Genomic DNA, 15,215 nt, shown 5'->3' on the forward strand with positions numbered 1-15,215 from the left:
GGTCCGAGGAGCGTGACATGCCCAGAGCAGCGGATCCGGAGGCCGTCATACTCGGATTCCGAGCTTTCGATCCCCACGAACTGCTTTTGCACTTTGTGGCCGAGCGCATGGGCCACTACGAGCGCGCCCGCCTGGCAGTGTGCCTCAGCGACCTCACGTTCACACCCGAAGACAAACTAGCGCGGCGCACCTTCAGCACGGCGTGCGGAGCGACGATTGTGGGGCGAGCGCAAGGAACGCGACGCAAAGTCGTGTTGGTGGCCACGGAGCGGCCGATGTTCTGGATGTACGCCCGCGCCGGGACGGATTGGCAGCAGTTGCGAGGGGCGCGTATCGCGACCTTCCCGCCGGGCTCACCTCCGTGGCTCATTCATCGTGCCATCCTAAGCGGTCGGGGCCTCGATCCCGACCAGGATGTGCGGCTGGATGCGGCCCGCGATGACGTGGCGCGCCTGGGCTTGCTGCGATCCGGCAACGTCGCCGCTGCCGTGCTCAGCTCGCATGTGCCTCCTGCCAGGGCGCACTCGCTCGGCCTGACGACGCTGCTGTTCTTCGGCGACGAGATATGCATGCCGACAACCGGCTTGGCGGTATCCGAAGAGATCCTGAGCGAGAAGCCGGGCCTCGCGCGCCGAATGGTCGAAGCGCTCCGCAGCAGCCTGACGACTGTGCACGAGTCCGCGAGCGAGGTCCTGCCGGTGCTAGAGGAGCTGCTGGATTGCGGTCCGGAAATCGCCGAAAGCACACTCGGGATCGTGCGTGCCTGCTTCACTCGAGATGGAAGGGCGAGCGCCGACGCGCGCCGGAACGCGATCGACCTGGTGAATCGAGAGTACCCGGGAGCGGGAATGAAGCCGGAGGACGTCTATGACGATTCGCTCCTGCCCGCCTGAGCGGTAGCGACTTCAGCTCAGGGCCTTCTGCAAACCGTCGATGACCTGCTGGATGTTCTTCTTGGCCATGGGTTCGAGCAGCCCTCCGGCCATGGAGGCCAGCCCGCCGAAAATCTGCGACTCGCCCTTCCAGGCTACCTTGGTCCCAGCGCCGGTCTTGCTCAGGTCGAAGCCGGCGTTGAGGCTGATGCTGGAGCCGGCCATGCGTCCCTGGCCCTCGTAGCGGGCGCGGCGGGGTTTCTCGGCTTCGGCCAGGCGGAGTTTCACGTCGGCCGTGCCGCGGATGTGCGAGACGCCGACGTTCACCTTCACGGTGAAGTTCTTATCGTCCACGATGGTCGAGCCCTGGTAACCGGGCAGAAGCGGGCAGAAGCGCTTGGGGTCGGTGAGGAACTCGTAGACTTCCTCGGGGGATTTCTTGACTTCGAATTCGCCCGACAGGCTGATGGGCATGTCAGCGCCCCCTCATGGATGCAGCGGCCGCACGGACGGCCTTGAAAATGTTCTGGTAACCGGTGCAGCGGCAGGTGTTGCCCGCAATCCCCTTGCGGATGGCCTTCTCGTCCGGGTCCTTGTTCTTCTCCAACAGTTGGACCGCAGACATCAGGAAGCCAGGGGTGCAATAGCCGCACTGCAACCCGTGATTCTCCAGGAAAGCCTGCTGGATGGGATGGAGGCTGGATTCACCTGCCAGCCCTTCGACCGTCCGCACCTCACCTTGATCGGCTTGCACGGCGAACACGGTGCACGATTTGACGCTGCGCCCGTTCAACAGGACGGTACAGGCGCCGCAGTAGGTGGTGTCGCAGCCGATGTGGGTGCCAGTGAGCCCGAGCGCTTCCCGCAGGAAGCTCACCAGCAGCATGCGTGGCTCGACGGAGAGCGAGTGCCGCTGCCCATTGACGGTCACGGTGATGGGCACCATCTGGACCTGGTCAGGCATACAGGTGGCTCACCTCCACGGGCTCTCCGCGGCTGCGGCGCAACGCGGCTTCCAGCGCGCGCTTGACCAGGGCGCGTACGAGCACGCGCTTGTACTCGGCCGAGCCCCGCATGTCGGATTGCGGATCGGCGGCGCGCATGGCGGCTTCCGCGGCCTCCTCAATGGCCCTGGAGTCCACGCTCTTGCCGTTCAGGACTTTTTCGGCTTCGCGGGCGCGGATGGCGGTGAGCCCGACGGCGCCCAGAGCGATCCCGGCCTCGCGGCAGACACTGGAGTCTTCCATCGCGAGCTGCACCGCCACGCTGGCGGAGGCGTACACGGGCGCGGAGCGCTTGGCGGCGATGTAAGCGCCGCCGCTCTTCTTCGGCGGCTGCGTGATCCGGACCTCCTTCACCAGTTCGTTGGGCGCCAGCGTGGTCACGAAGGCGTCGACCAGGAAATCCTCCAGCTTCACGGTGCGCTCGCCGTCCGGGCCCTGGCAGACGACCTCGGTCCCCAGCACCAGCAGGACCGGCGCCCAGTCGCCGGTGGGATCGGCTTCAGCGAGCGAGCCGCCGAGCGTGCCGCGGTTGCGCACCTGAATGTCGGCGATCCCCGAGGCGCAATCGTGCACGATGGGGACGCGCGCAGCTTCCGCGGATTCCTCGATCTGCGCATGGCGAGTGAGCGCTCCGACGCGCAGTTCGTTCCCCTGCTCACGGACGTACTCGAGACCAGGAATGAAGTTCAGGTCCACCAGATGAGCGGGGCTGGCCAGGCGCAGCTTCATCAACGGGATCAGGCTTTGCCCACCGGCCAGCAGGCGGGCCTCTTCCCCCAGGTCGGTGAGCATGGAAACCGCCTCCGAAAGCGATGTGGCACGGTGATAGTGAAAAGCGCGTGGGTACATTCGGATGCCGGTTCCTGCGACGCCGTAGGGCCGGAGTCGCCCGGGATTCTCAATCCCGGGCCCAACAATGTACCAGAGGCAGTCAAGCGTGTGCAGTGAAGGAAGGCGATTTCCCACTGACCATGACAGGACGGCGAGGATGGTTTAGTTTGGAGACCGGTGACTCGGCGAGTGATTCATCCCATCATCCTGGCCGCGGGCCGCTCGTCGCGGCTGGGATTTCCCAAGGCCACCGCACGCTTCGGGGACCGCACGGCAGCGGAGATCGCGGTGGAGAACTGCGCCGGACTGGCGCGGCCCATCGTGGTGCTTGGGTACGACGCGGCCAGGCTGCGGAGCGCCGTGCCACGCGCCGCTCGCGTGGTAGTGAATCGCCGCTGGCGGCAGGGACAGACCACTTCCCTGCTGGCCGGCCTGCGACGTGTTCCGCGGAACGCCGACTTCATGCTCTACCCGGTGGACTTTCCTCTGCTGACGCCCAAGGTGGTCCGTCGGCTGGTAGCGGAGTTCCGGCGGAGGAGCAAGGCGCAGGTGATTGCGGCTCCCAGCTTCCGGCATCGAGCCGGACACCCGGTGATCTTCGCCGCCAAGCTGCGCCAGGAATTCGAGCAAGCCGAATCTGCGCGCGATGTTGTCTATCGCGATTTATCGCGCATCCGGTTCGTTGCCGTGCGCACGCCGGCCATTTGGCTGGATTTCGACACGCTCGCCTCCTACCGGCGTAGAGTGCGGGACTACGCGCGCTATCATGGGCAGCGCAACAGCAAGACTGCAAGAAAGGGCAGAACACCATGAAGCCGATGTTCCTCGAAGAAATCGAACAGGCGCAAGGCTCGGGCCCGCACGCGGATGCGGTCCGGATGATGCAGTCCGCGGGCATGGTGGTGCCGCAGATCCTGCACCTGTTCAAGTACAAGCCCGAGGCGACGCAACACCTGGCGCGCTTCACGCAGGCGGTGATGCGCGGCCCCTCGCCGCTCGCGCCCGGCATGCGCGAACTCATCGCAGCCTTCACTTCTGCCCAAAACCACTGCCCGTTTTGAACCGGGAGCCACGCCGCGGTCGCGGCGGAACTGCTGGGAGGCCGGGCGCTGGTCGATGCGGTGCTGCGCGACTACCGTTCTTCCCCGCTGGCGGAGAGGGACAAGGCGCTCTTCGCGTTCCTTGCCAAAGTAAACAGCAAGTCCTATGAGATTGAGCCCTCGGACGTGGAGGCCGCGCGCCAGGCCGGATGCAGCGAGGAAGCGCTCTACGACGCCATCACGGTCTGCTCGCTGTTCAACTTCTACAATCGCTGGTGCGACGCCGCCGGCGTGCAGGACATGCCGCCGGAGGCCTACGCCGCCTCCGGGAAGCGCCTGGCGAAACACGGCTATACCGGCGGCTAACGGATCCGCTTGGGGCGCCGAGAAGCGGCTCCTTCCGCCACGTTCAGCTCCGCCACCTGGTTCATGGTCTTCGGGACCCAGGTCGGGTGTCTTTCCCAGAGGATGGGATCATGGCCGGGCACGATGCGCCGCGTCTCTCCCTTCAGCGTCTGCCGGATGCGGTGGTAGGTGTAGATCTGATTGAAAGCGTTGCCCTGGTTGTAGCCGGGCGGCCACATCATTTCGACATTCGAGTACCAGTAAATCGTGTCGCCGACAATGGCGAAGGGCCCGTTGCGTGTACGCACCTGGAACCACTGGGTTCCGAACGTGTGCGAATCCTTGGCCAGATGTGCGGTAACGCCGGGCAGGACCTCGGCGTCCCCGTGGATGAAAATGATACGGCCATCGGCTGCACCCTTGGAGGCCTTCTTGAGATCTTCGGGATCGAAGGAGGAGAAGATCCAGGAGGTCTCTTCTTTTTCGCCGATCTGGCGCGCGAAGCTCACCGCCTGCAGCCACCCCATGTACTCGTCGAGCTGGACGTACAGCTTGGCATTGGGAAAGGCCTCGAAGTTCCCTATGTGATCGAAGTGCATGTGCGTGCACAGGATCACTTCGACATCCGCCGGTGAGAACCCCACGCGGCCGAGCACCGTCTTGGGCTCCTCCCAGTGGGAGAAGGCATAGCGCTTGAGCCACTTGCGTTGTTTGAAGCCGCAATCCACCAGCGCGATGTGCTTTTTCCCGCCTACCTCCCCACCCACGAGCAGGGTGTAAATCATAGGGATCTTGATGATGCCTTTGTTACTGAAGGGACCTGAGCCACCGAAGAAGTCGTACGGCATATCGGCCTGGCAGTAAGCCAGGGACCAGATGGAATAGTCGGTGTCGCCGGCGGGATGAACGGCGGACCTGCGGGCAGCGGGAGTCATCTTTTGGTCCTTTCTAGAGCTTCACGCAGACGGTCTTGGCTTCCGTAAAGAATTCCAGGCTGTGGCGGCCGCCTTCGCGGCCGATGCCGCTTTTCTTGTAGCCGCCGAAGGGCGTGCGCAGGTCGCGCACCATCCAGCAGTTGATCCACACAATGCCGCTGCGCAGGCCGGCCGCTACCCGATGAGCGCGCGCCAGGTCGCGAGTGCAGATCACGTTGGACAAGCCGTACTGGGTAGCGTTCACAAGGCGCACGGCTTCCTGCTCTTCGCGGAACGGCTGCACGGTCACCACGGGACCGAAAATCTCCTCGCAACAGACGCGGCTTTCTTCGTTCACCCCCGTGATGACCGTGGGCAGGTAGAAATTCCCGCGCGGCAGATCCGGGGGAGGCCCTCCGCCGCAATGCAGGTGCGCGCCTTCTTCGGCCGCGAGGCGGACGTAACCCGCCACCTTCTCGCGATGTTCTTGGCTGATGAGCGCCCCCATCTCCGTGGCCGGGTCGAGCGGATCGCCGAGGCGGATCACCCGCGCCGCCGCGGCCAGCCGTTCGACCAGCGCGTCGAGAATCCCTGCCTCGGCCAAAATGCGTGAGCCAGCCAGGCAAACTTCCCCCTGGTTCTGGAATGCGGCCCGTTGGAGGATGGGCAGCGTCTGCTCGAGGTCAGCGTCAGCAAAGACGACGACGGCGCCCTTCCCGCCCAGTTCGAACGAAAGCCGCTTGAGGCTGGAGGATGCGGCTGCCATGATGGCCCTGCCGGTGGCGGTTTCGCCGGTGAAGGAGATCAAGTCCACGTCCGGATGGCGGCTCAGCGCTTCCCCGGCGGATTGCGGGCCGAATCCCTGAACGACGTTGAGCACACCAGGGGGAAGACCCGCATCGCGGCCGATGTCGGCCAGCCGCGCGGCGGTCAGCGGTGTCAGCTCCGCCGGCTTCAGCACGCAGGTGTTTCCCGCCGCCAGGCACGGAGCGACCTTCCACGTGGCCAGGTACAGCGGAAGGTTCCAGGGCGTGATCAGCGCGGCCACTCCCGTCGGCTCGCGCAGCACGTAGTTCATGGCCCGGCCGTCCATGGAGAAGAATTCAGTGTTCGTGCTTTTGATGAGGTCGGCGAAGAAGTGGAAGTTGTAGGAGGCGCGCGGGACGTCTATTTCCAGGCTTTCGCGGATGGGCTTGCCGGTGTCGAGAGTCTCCAGGCGCGCCAACTCCTCGCGCCTCTGTTCAATGAGATCGCCGATGCGGTGGAGCACCCGGGAGCGCTCGGCCACAGCCATGTGCGGCCAGGGACCGCCCTCGAAAGCCTGGCGCGCGGCACGGACGGCGGCGTCGACGTCCGCGTCACCGGCTTCGTGGACCAGCGCCAGACGCTCGCCGGTAGCCGGATTCGTGGTTGCGAACATGCGGCCGCTGCGTGCTTCCACCCACTCGCCGCCGATGAACAAGCGCACGTCGGCGCGCGCTACCTCTTCTCCACGGTCGACATGAGGGACCGGGCTGGCGCTCATTGCGGCTCACCTTCGCGAAGCAGGCAGGCTACCGCCTTGATCTCGATGGCGTTGTTCCCAGGTAAAGACGCGGCCCCGACCGTAGTTCGCGCCGGGCGACGGCTGCCGAACACCTCCGCATAAACCTCGTTGTAGGCAGGGAAATCCGTCATGTGGAGCAGGAACACGGTGACGTCCACGATGTCCTCGAGTGTGCCGCCGGCCGCGCGAACCACGGCTTCCAGGTTGGCGAGGGCAGCGCGAGTCTGCTCGCGGATGTCATAGGATTGCAGGCTGCCATCCGCGTTGAGGACCACGCCGCGTTCGCGGCCGGTGGCGGGATCGCGCGCTCCCTGCCCGGAAATGAACAGCAGTTGCCCTGCCCGGGCGGCGTGCGCATAGGCGCCCAGAGGCCTGGGCGCAGCCTGGGTATCGATGCGCTGGGGATCCTGTTTCACCTGCTCTCCTGCTAGGCCAGCTCGTACTGCACGACAGCGGCCCCGGTGCCCCAGATCGGTCCGTAGGCCAGCACTTTGCCGGGTATGGCGGGCGTTCCCAACGCTCCCATCAGCCAGTAGAAGGCTTTAAAGCCCATGTCGGCACCGGTGGCAGCGGCAAACTCGCCGGCGAGCTCGACCGCGTCCTGGTTTCTCCCCTGACCGATGTGGTCGAGCAGCTTCCGGTTCCACTGGTCGTCCTCATCCTTGGAGATCCGGTCGCTCTCCGCCGCAATCTCCGTGGTGAAGAAGTGGCCGGAAAGACCCGTGCAGGCCACCAACACCGCGCGTCGTCCGGAACTGCGCACAGCTTCCGCGGTGGCCGCGCCCAAGGCGAGCTCGTCGTCGCGGCCGGCGTAGATGTTGCACGAAACCCCGCCCAGTCGGATGCCGTCCTTGCCCAGAAAATGGTTCACCACAAGCGTGCCGGTATCCACGGGAAAGCCCTCGAAGTTCACGGCGCGCGCCTGCAGATTCCGGCGGCCTGCGGCCTCGACGGCCTGCTGTGCCAGCTCCACATCCACCTGGAAATCGAACGGAATCTCGCCCAGGTGATGCCAGTTCTCATCCACATGGATCCCCTTGGGGTTCGGCAGGCCCTGGAAAAGGTGCCCGAGCACAGAGATCCATTGCGTGCTGAAGATGACCACAACGTCGGGCTTGGCACTGCGAATGTTGTTGCCTGCCGTCTCCATGGCGTTCTGCAGGCCCGTCCAGGGCTTTGCCTTTCCGCCCAAGACCAGGTGCGGCAGGCCGGGGAGGATGTACGCCTGAACGATTTTTCCCTCAGGCATGGCCGTTCCCTCCGGCCGCCAGGTTCCACTCCACGACGGCGTTGCCGGTACCGATCACCGTCCAATAACCGTGCACTCGGGCCGGAATCTTCGGAAAGCCCATGGCGGAAAGCATCCAGAACAGGGAGCCGGATTTGACTTCGGAAGCGGTCGCGTTAATGAAGTCCGGCAGCAGCTTCACCAGGTCATCCATCTTCCCCTGGCGCATCAGGTTCACGATTCTCATGTCCCAGAGATAGTTTTCGTGGCTGAAGATGTGCTCTTGGCTCATGTCCTCAGGCAGCGCGGGATTGGGCTCGCGGTCGAAGTGGAAATGAGAGAGCGTGTTGCTTGCCGCCAGCACCGCGCGCCTTCCGGTCTTCTCGATGGCTCGCCGCGTGGCCTCGCCCAGCTTGTACATCTCCTCGATCCCGACCTTGAGCGAAAAGTAGTAGGGCGAATTGTTGGCGGATATGCTGAGGATGGGGATATCCCAGCTCGGATTCAGCATGTGCAGCGAGATGATGGTGCCGTAGTCCACGCGGAAGTTGGGATTGGTCATCTTGCGGGAGAGCAGGCCGCCAGCGATAGCTTCGTCGTGTACGGCGTCCGCCAGCTCCACGTCCACGTTGATGTCGTAGCGATAGCGAAACAGATGGGGAAAGATGGGGTCCACTGAGATGCCGCTGAGGTGCGGGACCCGCAGCACGTGATGGCCGACGATGGTCATCCAGTGGGGCGTGTGCACCAGGATGACGTCGGGCTTGAGCTCCCGGATGCGCTCGCGGCAGTTCTCGTAGGCCCAGCGCAACACCTCCCAGCCGCCGGTGGAGCGCGGCTCGTTCGCTTCCGCATTTTCCCCATAGATGAGATGAGGCGGATGCGGCGCGAGGAATCCGGCCAAAATCTGTCCCTTGCCGCCCATTGCAGTTACCTCCTTGAGCATTTAGGGAATCCACCCGGGCAAGCACCTTCGACTCTCGTTGTGCCCAGGAAGTCTCGGGGGCCCGGTGAGGGCCTGCACTATAGCGAACGCGAGGGCAAAACTCAAAAGCAGTTGGTGGTGCGGTTCGGTATGGGCAATGTAAAGGTAATCGGTTTCGTCTGGTCACATTCAGTTGTGACCTCGGTTCCAAAAAGCTTGACAGTGCACTCGGTTTTTAGTTAACTCGCTCCACTCCAACGGCTTAGACGGGGTTTTGCTTTTGGGGCCAACCAAGGGAAGTGGGAGAGGCAAGGCTATGACACGCTCGGCTGCAGTCGTGGTGTTCGTGTTGCTATGTGTGGTGGTTTCCGCCATTCCGTCGCTCGCCCAGCAGATCAACGCCACACTGGAAGGCAAAGTGCTGGACGCCAGCGGCGCCGCTCTGCCGGAGGCCAAGGTCACCGCGGTCAACAACGCCACTGGACTCTCGCGATCGGCGACCAGCAGCGGGAACGGCGACTATCAGATTGCGGGCCTTCCGGCCGGCGAATACACCGTCAAGGCGGAGCGCAGCGGCTTCAAGCCGGACTCGAAGAGAGTGGTGCTTACCGTCGGGCAAACCGCAGTGCTCGCCTTCGCCCTGGCAGTAGGCGCCGTGGAGCAAGAAGTAACCGTACAGGCGCAGAGTGAACTGGTCGAGCCGACGCGGACGTCGGTGAGCTCGGTGATCAGCGAGGTGCAGATCGAGAACCTGCCGGTCAACGGCCGCCAGTTCATCGATTTTGCGCTGCTGGCGCCCGGCGTGACCGTGGGCGAGACCACTTCCGGCTCCACGGACGTGATCATCGAACCGGTGACCAAGATCTCCTTCGCGGGACAGAACATCCACTACAACCTGGTGGCCATCGACGGGGCGGACAACATGTCCACGGCCTCAGGCGTGCAGAAGACCACGCCGTCGCAGGAGGCGGTGCAGGAGTTCCGCGTCATCAACACCCAGTACAGCGTGGAAGCAGGACGGGCAGTCGGCGGCATCGTGAACATCATCAGCAAGAGCGGCACCAACAACTGGCACGGCGGCGCGTACTGGTTCCATCGCAACGACGCCGTGGACGCGAAGAGCCTGCTGCAGTCCCCCAACTTGGACCGGCTGGACACCTGCAATACGCCCGGCGTTCTCGCTTCAGGGGGCTGCGAATTGCTGGACAAGCTGATCCAGAACCAGTACGGCTTCACGCTCGGCGGCCCCATCAAGAAGGAAAAGGTCTGGATCTTCGGAAACTACGAGGGCCAGCGGCGGCGGGAGAATCCGTTCTACAACTCGGTGATCAACAGCAACATCACGGCCATCAACAACATCAAGTGCACGTTGTTCGGGAACCTGGCGCCACTGCCTGCCGACCCCAACTCGGTGGACGTGTGCGCGGGCGTGGCGGGCGGCCTGCCGACCGAGCAATTGCGGCAGGTACGCAGCTTTGACTACGACCAGTTCCTGATCAAGCTGGACGCCGCCCTCTCCGACCGGCAGTACCTGTTTATCCGCTACTTCTTCAACGACGCCGAGCAGATCAACGTTTCGCCGCTGAACGACGGCTTCGATCTGCCCTCGGCGTTCAAGAACAACTTCTTCCGCGACCAATCGCTGGTCGGCAGCCTGACCTCCACCCTGCGCAGCAACCTGCTGAACGACCTTCGCGTCCAGTACGCCAACCGGTTTTTCGATTTCCCCACTGTGACCACGCAGCCGCACCTGGAGGTGGCCAATACGTTTGCGGTGGGCGTGAACCGCGGCAACCCGGATTTCTATCGCGAGCCGCGCTTCGAGATTGCCGATGCCATGACCTGGACCAAGGGTAAACACACCCTCAGTTTCGGCGGCAACTTCAACTGGGTGAGCACCGAGGAATCGTTCCCGCTGTTCTATCCGGCCGAGGCGACGTTTGCATGCCTGTATGCCAGCCAATGTGCATTCAGCTTCGAAAACGGGTTCCCCTTCGTAATCTTCTTCCAGCGCAACGACGCCAACAGCGGACCTAGCCTGGATCCGCGCATGAACACGACGTTGTCCGGGGCGCCGGTGGGCTTCAACGAGCCGACGCTACTGCCCTCTACAGGGGTCTTTACCGGCGGCGCCATCCCGACCGAGATCCGCAACCTGGCGAAAGGGGAACTGAATCACACGTACTGGGGATTCTTTATCCAGGACAAGTGGCGAGCCACGGACAAGCTGACGCTGAATTTCGGCGTGCGGTATGAGTTCGAGACCTGGCCGGATGAGGCGCTGGATACGGACGCGGACAACGTAGATCCTCGGTTCGGGTTCGCCTATAGCGTCGGCACCAGCAAGAACATCGTGTTCCGCGGCGGCATCGGACTGTTCCACGGCATTCTGCCCTCGAACCTCCTGCACTGCCAGAGGCCGTCGTGCGGCGGCGTAATCGGCCAGTTCCCGGGGCGTGAAAACAAGGAAGACCTCCTAGATGCGGCCGTTCGTCTGCCCACGTATGCCGCCGGACCGCTCAGCGGTGGTGCGGCGCTGTTCAATTTCTTGAACAGCGGCACCTACCCCGACGCCATTGTGACTGCCAACTGTCCTGAGGGCTTCCCGGCCGGCTTCGGACTGCTTTCCGGTTGCGGCTTCTTCGGCGACTCCGTAATCGTGCGCTTCGCCCAGGATCACCAGGCGCCCTACGGCATCCAGATGAGCTTCGGGATGGAGATGGAGCCGTTCAAAGATGCAGCCCTGAACCTGAGCTACCTGCGGGTGCGCGGCGTGCAGCTCTCCAGCTTCTTCAATATCAACCAGCCCTCTCCGTTCTGCCAGGTAGACCGGCACGATTCCCTGGGAAGAGTGGGGCCCAAGGACGACTATCACCCGCTCCTGTTCTCTCCGGTCTGCGGGGATCCAGCCAACTTTCTCCCGGGGACCGCGCTGCCCACCGTGGCGGTATATTTCGAGGCCGACTCCCGCTGGAGCTCCACCTATGACGGCTTGCTGGTGAACTTCCAGAAGCGGCCCGGCAAGCACTTTGGGTTCGGCGCGAGCTACACCTGGTCCAAGGGCATCGACAACGGCCCCAACCCCAGCTTCGTATTGATCCCGCAGGATAGCGACGTGATCGGCTTCCGGCGTGAGCGAGCAATCTCTTCCGACCACATCGCCCACCGTTTTGTGGGGAACTTCACGGTTTTTGGGCCGAAGGATGTCAACCCCATCGTGAACGACTGGCAGTTGGGCAGCATCATCAGCCTGCAGTCCGCCCGGTTCTTCACCAAGTTCGCCGGGTTCGACGCCAATGGCGATGTCTTCGGCGTGAACGATCGCGTAGGCATCGAGCCGCGCAATACCTTCAAGGGCGACGGCTTCTACAGCGTGGATATGCGCGTCTCACGCGTGTTCAACCTGAGCGAAAAAGTGAAGCTGGAGGGAATTGTCGAGGCCTTCAACCTGTTCAACACGCTGAACGTGCGATTCTTTAACACGACCTACGGGGCGGCGGATTTCTGCAACTTCACCGGACCCGATCCGACCGTGGGCTGCAATGCCCCGTTCTTCCTTGAAGGATCGCCCAATCCGAACTACGGCTCGCCGCGGGCCATCTTCAACCCGCGTCAGTTGCAGTTCGCATTGCGCCTGTCGTTCTAGCAGAAAGCGGGGCGGATGCCGGTCCGCCCCGCTCTGCTTTCTCTCGGAGCCGTTGCTGAAGGAAAACCTGAGGATTTCCTGCCCAATCAACTGCAAGGAAGGAATTCCGCACGGCGCGCAGGCGTGTTAAGGTGTGGGGCTTTGCAGGAACCAGTGAAACGGAGCTGACCCAGGGATGCGATTCGGAATCTACTGTGAGATGCAGACGCCGCCCGGAAAATCCCATCAGGAGCTGACGTGGGAAATCTTCCGGCAGATCGAACACGCCGATGCCGTCGGGTTCGACGTGTACTCCATCATCGACCATCACTTCTTCCAGAAGTTCTCCATCTCCGCCAACCCGCTGGCCATGTTCGCGGCGGCGGCACAGCGCACCGGACGGATCCGCTTCCGCACCGCGCTGCACACGCTGCCGCTGGAGAATCCCATGCGGCTGGCGGGCATGATCGCGGAAACCGACATTCTGACGCACGGCCGCCTGGAATGCGGCCTGGGACGCGGCCACGCCTGGCTGTTCCCGAACTCCAACGTGCCGCTGGAGGAAAGCCGCCCGCGCTACGACGAGGCCATCGACATCCTGCTGCTGGCCTGGACCAAGGACAAGTTCTCCTACGACGGCAAGTACTACAAGCTGAAGAATCTCTCGGTCGTGCCCAAGCCGGTACAGAAGCCGTACCCGCGACTGTTCACCGGCGGCACAAGTGAGGTCACCTACCAGATGGCGGGAGAACGGGGCTGGGGAATTTTCGTTCCGCCGCTCCTGCCGTGGGGTGTGCTGGAAGGGCCGCTGAACATCTACAAGAAAGCCTGCGCCGAGCACGGCCACACGCCCGACATCGTGTACATCCGTCCCGTGTACCTGGACGAGGATGAGAAGGTGATCCGCACAGAAGTGGAGCAGGCGCTCTACAACTTCCTGGCCTTCAACGCCTCGCCGGTCGAATCGCTGCAGGACGAGGAGATGAAGAAGGAGTTGCGGGCCAAGGGCTACGGTTTCTACGCCAGCGGAGCGCTCGAGTCGCTGACCAAGCTGACCTACGAGCAGATCGTGGAACAGGAGATCGGGTTCATCGGAACGCCCGAGAAAGTCATCCGGCAGATCCGCGAGCTCGAAAAGAAGGGCGGCATCGGGGAGCTGGCCATCGTGGCCAACTTCGGCGGCCTGGAGCACTGGAAGTCGATCAAGACGCAGCAATTGTTCGCCGACAAAGTGATGCCGGCGTTCCGTAAAAGCTAAGGGAGCCAATGGCGAGCCGCCAGGAGGCGATGGCCGGAACAGTGCCCGTGGGAGTGGCTCAGGCGTTCGTCCCCATGAGCGCTGCGCGGCTGCTGGTGTTCGGCGGGATCGGGCTCATTCTTGCAGGCCTGATCTTCGGAGACATTTTTGCCGTCTTCATCCTGCACCAGAACGCCGGACGCATCGGCGAACACCTGCTGGCTGCCACACGTGCGGTGGCGGCGGAGCAACCGCAGGCTGTATTCGAGCACTTCGGCGCCATCGGCCGGCTGCTGGAGAACCGCGGCACCAAGGTGGACACGCACGTTCACATCATTGCCTTTGGCTACCTGGCCATCGTCCTCGCCCTCATGCAGCCCTACGTGGCCTTGGCCGAGGCGGCCCGGAGGCGGCTGGCCAAGCTGTTCCTGGCCGGAGCTATCCTGCTGCCGCCCTCGGTGTTCCTCATCCACTACGTGGGACTGAAGTACAGCCCTCTGGAGGCCATCGGGTGGGCCAGCATCACGGCGGACTTCGGTGGATTCCTGGTGATCCTGGCCTGCGCGGGGGAACTGTGGGGACTGCTGCGCTATGCACGGGGCGAGCGCGCCGTTCCGCCGGAGGAGGATCTTCTCCGCGATCGCAGTTGGTCGAGCCGCACGTTGCTGGCCGGCGGCACGCTTCTGGTCCTGGCCGGTTTCCTGCACGGCGGCTACTATGCCTGGACCGACCTTTACCATCACGCTGCCGAGGACACCCGGCTGTTGCGCGCCATGTCCGTGAGCGCCGCTTCCGACGACCTGGCCGGAGCGGAACAGGCGGTGGCGGACTACGGCGCGCTGCAGGGCGACAAGGCTGTCAAAGTCGCGGCCCACGCCCACATCATCGAGTTCGGGTTGCTGGCCATGATGCTGGCCTTCGTTCAGCCCTACGTGTATCTCAGCGAGCGCTGGAAGCGACGCTGGGTGATGGTGCTGCTGGCCGGTTCGGTCGTGCTGCCCGTATTCGTGCTGGCGGAGATCCGGCTGGGCCTGCTGGCCGGGGCCATTGCCGATATCGGCGGACTGCTGGTGGTGATTGCGCTGGCCGGCATGCTGGTGGGCATCCTGCGCTACACCGGCGCCGCCGACTCGGGAAGGGAAGCGCCGGCATGAGCGGATCGCGCAGGCTCCTGCTGGCCGGCGGGCTCGCCCTGCTCCTGTGGAGCATGAGCTACGGGCTGTGGTACGCCGTGTTCGACGAGCACCAGACGCTGGAGAAGATGGGCGGCTCGCTGGCCACCGGCTTCGCGCGCGCCGCGGAGCGCAAGCTCCCCGAAGCCAACGCCGCCATCGACGAATACGCCGCCACCCGCTTCGAGTACGTTCGTGAAGTGGACGTCCACTCGCATTGGGGTGGACTGGCCACGCTGCTCCTGCTGCTGGGACTGGTGTTTGATCGCGTGGGTTATGCCGAGCACCAACGCAAGATTCTGGCCCTTCTGCTGGTAGCGGGGTCGGTTCTCTTCCCGCTGGGTGTGATCCTGCAGACCTTCGACCAGGGCATGGGACCCAAGGCTTTGGCAGCAGCGGGTTCTGCGATGGTGATCGTCGCTCTGGGTGTGGTGGCCCTGGGTCTTGCCCGCGAGGAAGCTCCCTAGGAGGAGGCC

Annotated in this window: 16 protein-coding genes; 8 read left to right on the top strand and 8 right to left on the bottom strand. The window is 63.8% G+C overall.

Translation table 11 applies throughout. The annotated features are described in order from the left end of the window. Positions 1-17 precede the first annotated feature (17 nt). Complete coding sequence (locus VNK82_03270) at positions 18-893, top strand: hypothetical protein (GenBank protein ID HXE89963.1); 876 nt, start codon at positions 18-20, stop codon at positions 891-893. 12 nt (positions 894-905) lie between these two features. Here the strand turns inward: VNK82_03270 and VNK82_03275 are convergent, their stop codons facing one another. From VNK82_03275 to VNK82_03285, 3 genes are read right to left on the bottom strand one after another with little or no spacing between them, the layout of a single operon-like run. Next, the gene (locus tag VNK82_03275) at positions 906-1,346 is read right to left on the bottom strand and encodes a carbon monoxide dehydrogenase subunit G (GenBank protein HXE89964.1); all 441 of its coding nucleotides are present in this window, start codon (positions 1,344-1,346) and stop codon (positions 906-908) included. A gap of 1 nt (position 1,347) precedes the next feature. Continuing rightward, positions 1,348-1,836, bottom strand: coding sequence for a (2Fe-2S)-binding protein (locus VNK82_03280; GenBank protein ID HXE89965.1), 489 nt, complete (start codon positions 1,834-1,836; stop codon positions 1,348-1,350). After that, a complete protein-coding gene (locus tag VNK82_03285) occupies positions 1,829-2,725 on the bottom strand; it encodes a xanthine dehydrogenase family protein subunit M (protein HXE89966.1) in 897 nt (298 codons plus the stop codon). The genes VNK82_03280 and VNK82_03285 overlap by 8 nt, the downstream gene beginning before the upstream one ends. Positions 2,726-2,896: 171 nt before the next feature. On the opposite strand from VNK82_03285, the gene VNK82_03290 reads away from it, so the two are divergent. From VNK82_03290 to VNK82_03300, 3 genes are read left to right on the top strand one after another with little or no spacing between them, the layout of a single operon-like run. Next, a complete protein-coding gene (locus VNK82_03290; GenBank protein ID HXE89967.1) occupies positions 2,897-3,520 on the top strand; it encodes a nucleotidyltransferase family protein in 624 nt (207 codons plus the stop codon). Then, positions 3,517-3,768: a hypothetical protein gene (locus VNK82_03295; GenBank protein ID HXE89968.1), complete on the top strand. Its 252-nt coding sequence runs from the start codon at positions 3,517-3,519 to the stop codon at positions 3,766-3,768. The genes VNK82_03290 and VNK82_03295 overlap by 4 nt, the downstream gene beginning before the upstream one ends. A 60-nt stretch (positions 3,769-3,828) precedes the next feature. Continuing rightward, positions 3,829-4,113, top strand: a complete 285-nt coding sequence (locus VNK82_03300; GenBank protein ID HXE89969.1) for a hypothetical protein — start codon at positions 3,829-3,831, stop codon at positions 4,111-4,113. On the opposite strand, the gene VNK82_03305 is transcribed toward VNK82_03300, so the two are convergent. Genes VNK82_03305 through VNK82_03325 form a run of 5 tightly spaced genes read right to left on the bottom strand, consistent with a single transcriptional unit; the run spans position 4,110 to position 8,726 of the window. Beyond that, positions 4,110-5,027, bottom strand: coding sequence for an N-acyl homoserine lactonase family protein (locus VNK82_03305; protein ID HXE89970.1), 918 nt, complete (start codon positions 5,025-5,027; stop codon positions 4,110-4,112). The genes VNK82_03300 and VNK82_03305 overlap by 4 nt on opposite strands. A gap of 13 nt (positions 5,028-5,040) precedes the next feature. Next, on the bottom strand, positions 5,041-6,531 hold the full coding sequence (locus tag VNK82_03310; GenBank protein HXE89971.1) for an aldehyde dehydrogenase: 1,491 nt from the start codon (positions 6,529-6,531) through the stop codon (positions 5,041-5,043). Next, the gene (locus VNK82_03315) at positions 6,528-6,968 is read right to left on the bottom strand and encodes a RidA family protein (protein ID HXE89972.1); all 441 of its coding nucleotides are present in this window, start codon (positions 6,966-6,968) and stop codon (positions 6,528-6,530) included. The genes VNK82_03310 and VNK82_03315 overlap by 4 nt, the downstream gene beginning before the upstream one ends. 11 nt (positions 6,969-6,979) lie before the next feature. Next, positions 6,980-7,801 carry a hypothetical protein gene (locus VNK82_03320; GenBank protein ID HXE89973.1) on the bottom strand — a complete coding sequence of 274 codons (822 nt, stop codon included), beginning with the start codon at positions 7,799-7,801 and terminating at the stop codon, positions 6,980-6,982. Further along, positions 7,794-8,726: a hypothetical protein gene (locus VNK82_03325; GenBank protein HXE89974.1), complete on the bottom strand. Its 933-nt coding sequence runs from the start codon at positions 8,724-8,726 to the stop codon at positions 7,794-7,796. The genes VNK82_03320 and VNK82_03325 overlap by 8 nt, the downstream gene beginning before the upstream one ends. Positions 8,727-9,021: 295 nt before the next feature. Between VNK82_03325 and VNK82_03330 the strand changes: the two genes are divergently transcribed. From VNK82_03330 to VNK82_03345, 4 genes are all read left to right on the top strand, one after another. Then, positions 9,022-12,351: a carboxypeptidase regulatory-like domain-containing protein gene (locus VNK82_03330; protein ID HXE89975.1), complete on the top strand. Its 3,330-nt coding sequence runs from the start codon at positions 9,022-9,024 to the stop codon at positions 12,349-12,351. A 175-nt stretch (positions 12,352-12,526) separates the two neighbouring features. Beyond that, positions 12,527-13,588 carry an LLM class flavin-dependent oxidoreductase gene (locus tag VNK82_03335; protein ID HXE89976.1) on the top strand — a complete coding sequence of 354 codons (1,062 nt, stop codon included), beginning with the start codon at positions 12,527-12,529 and terminating at the stop codon, positions 13,586-13,588. 8 nt (positions 13,589-13,596) lie between these two features. Next, a complete protein-coding gene (locus VNK82_03340) occupies positions 13,597-14,721 on the top strand; it encodes a hypothetical protein (protein ID HXE89977.1) in 1,125 nt (374 codons plus the stop codon). Continuing rightward, positions 14,718-15,206 (top strand): hypothetical protein, encoded by a 489-nt coding sequence (locus tag VNK82_03345; protein HXE89978.1) that lies wholly within the window; start codon positions 14,718-14,720, stop codon positions 15,204-15,206. Before VNK82_03340 ends, VNK82_03345 begins: the two co-directional genes overlap by 4 nt. The last annotated feature ends 9 nt before the right edge of the window (positions 15,207-15,215 follow it).

It is taken from the genome of Terriglobales bacterium (assembly GCA_035573675.1).
In the GTDB taxonomy this organism is placed as follows: domain Bacteria; phylum Acidobacteriota; class Terriglobia; order Terriglobales; family Acidobacteriaceae; genus DATMAB01.

Coding starts and splice junctions, on each gene's coding strand:
- VNK82_03270 (HXE89963.1), top strand. CDS start 18: ATGCCCAGAGCAGCGGATCCGGAGGCCGTCATACTCGGATTCCGAGCT.
- VNK82_03295 (HXE89968.1), top strand. CDS start 3,517: ATGAAGCCGATGTTCCTCGAAGAAATCGAACAGGCGCAAGGCTCGGGC.
- VNK82_03285 (HXE89966.1), bottom strand. CDS start 2,725: ATGTACCCACGCGCTTTTCACTATCACCGTGCCACATCGCTTTCGGAG.
- VNK82_03345 (HXE89978.1), top strand. CDS start 14,718: ATGAGCGGATCGCGCAGGCTCCTGCTGGCCGGCGGGCTCGCCCTGCTC.
- VNK82_03275 (HXE89964.1), bottom strand. CDS start 1,346: ATGCCCATCAGCCTGTCGGGCGAATTCGAAGTCAAGAAATCCCCCGAG.
- VNK82_03340 (HXE89977.1), top strand. CDS start 13,597: ATGGCGAGCCGCCAGGAGGCGATGGCCGGAACAGTGCCCGTGGGAGTG.
- VNK82_03320 (HXE89973.1), bottom strand. CDS start 7,801: ATGCCTGAGGGAAAAATCGTTCAGGCGTACATCCTCCCCGGCCTGCCG.
- VNK82_03325 (HXE89974.1), bottom strand. CDS start 8,726: ATGCTCAAGGAGGTAACTGCAATGGGCGGCAAGGGACAGATTTTGGCC.
- VNK82_03305 (HXE89970.1), bottom strand. CDS start 5,027: ATGACTCCCGCTGCCCGCAGGTCCGCCGTTCATCCCGCCGGCGACACC.
- VNK82_03280 (HXE89965.1), bottom strand. CDS start 1,836: ATGCCTGACCAGGTCCAGATGGTGCCCATCACCGTGACCGTCAATGGG.
- VNK82_03310 (HXE89971.1), bottom strand. CDS start 6,531: ATGAGCGCCAGCCCGGTCCCTCATGTCGACCGTGGAGAAGAGGTAGCG.
- VNK82_03330 (HXE89975.1), top strand. CDS start 9,022: ATGACACGCTCGGCTGCAGTCGTGGTGTTCGTGTTGCTATGTGTGGTG.
- VNK82_03335 (HXE89976.1), top strand. CDS start 12,527: ATGCGATTCGGAATCTACTGTGAGATGCAGACGCCGCCCGGAAAATCC.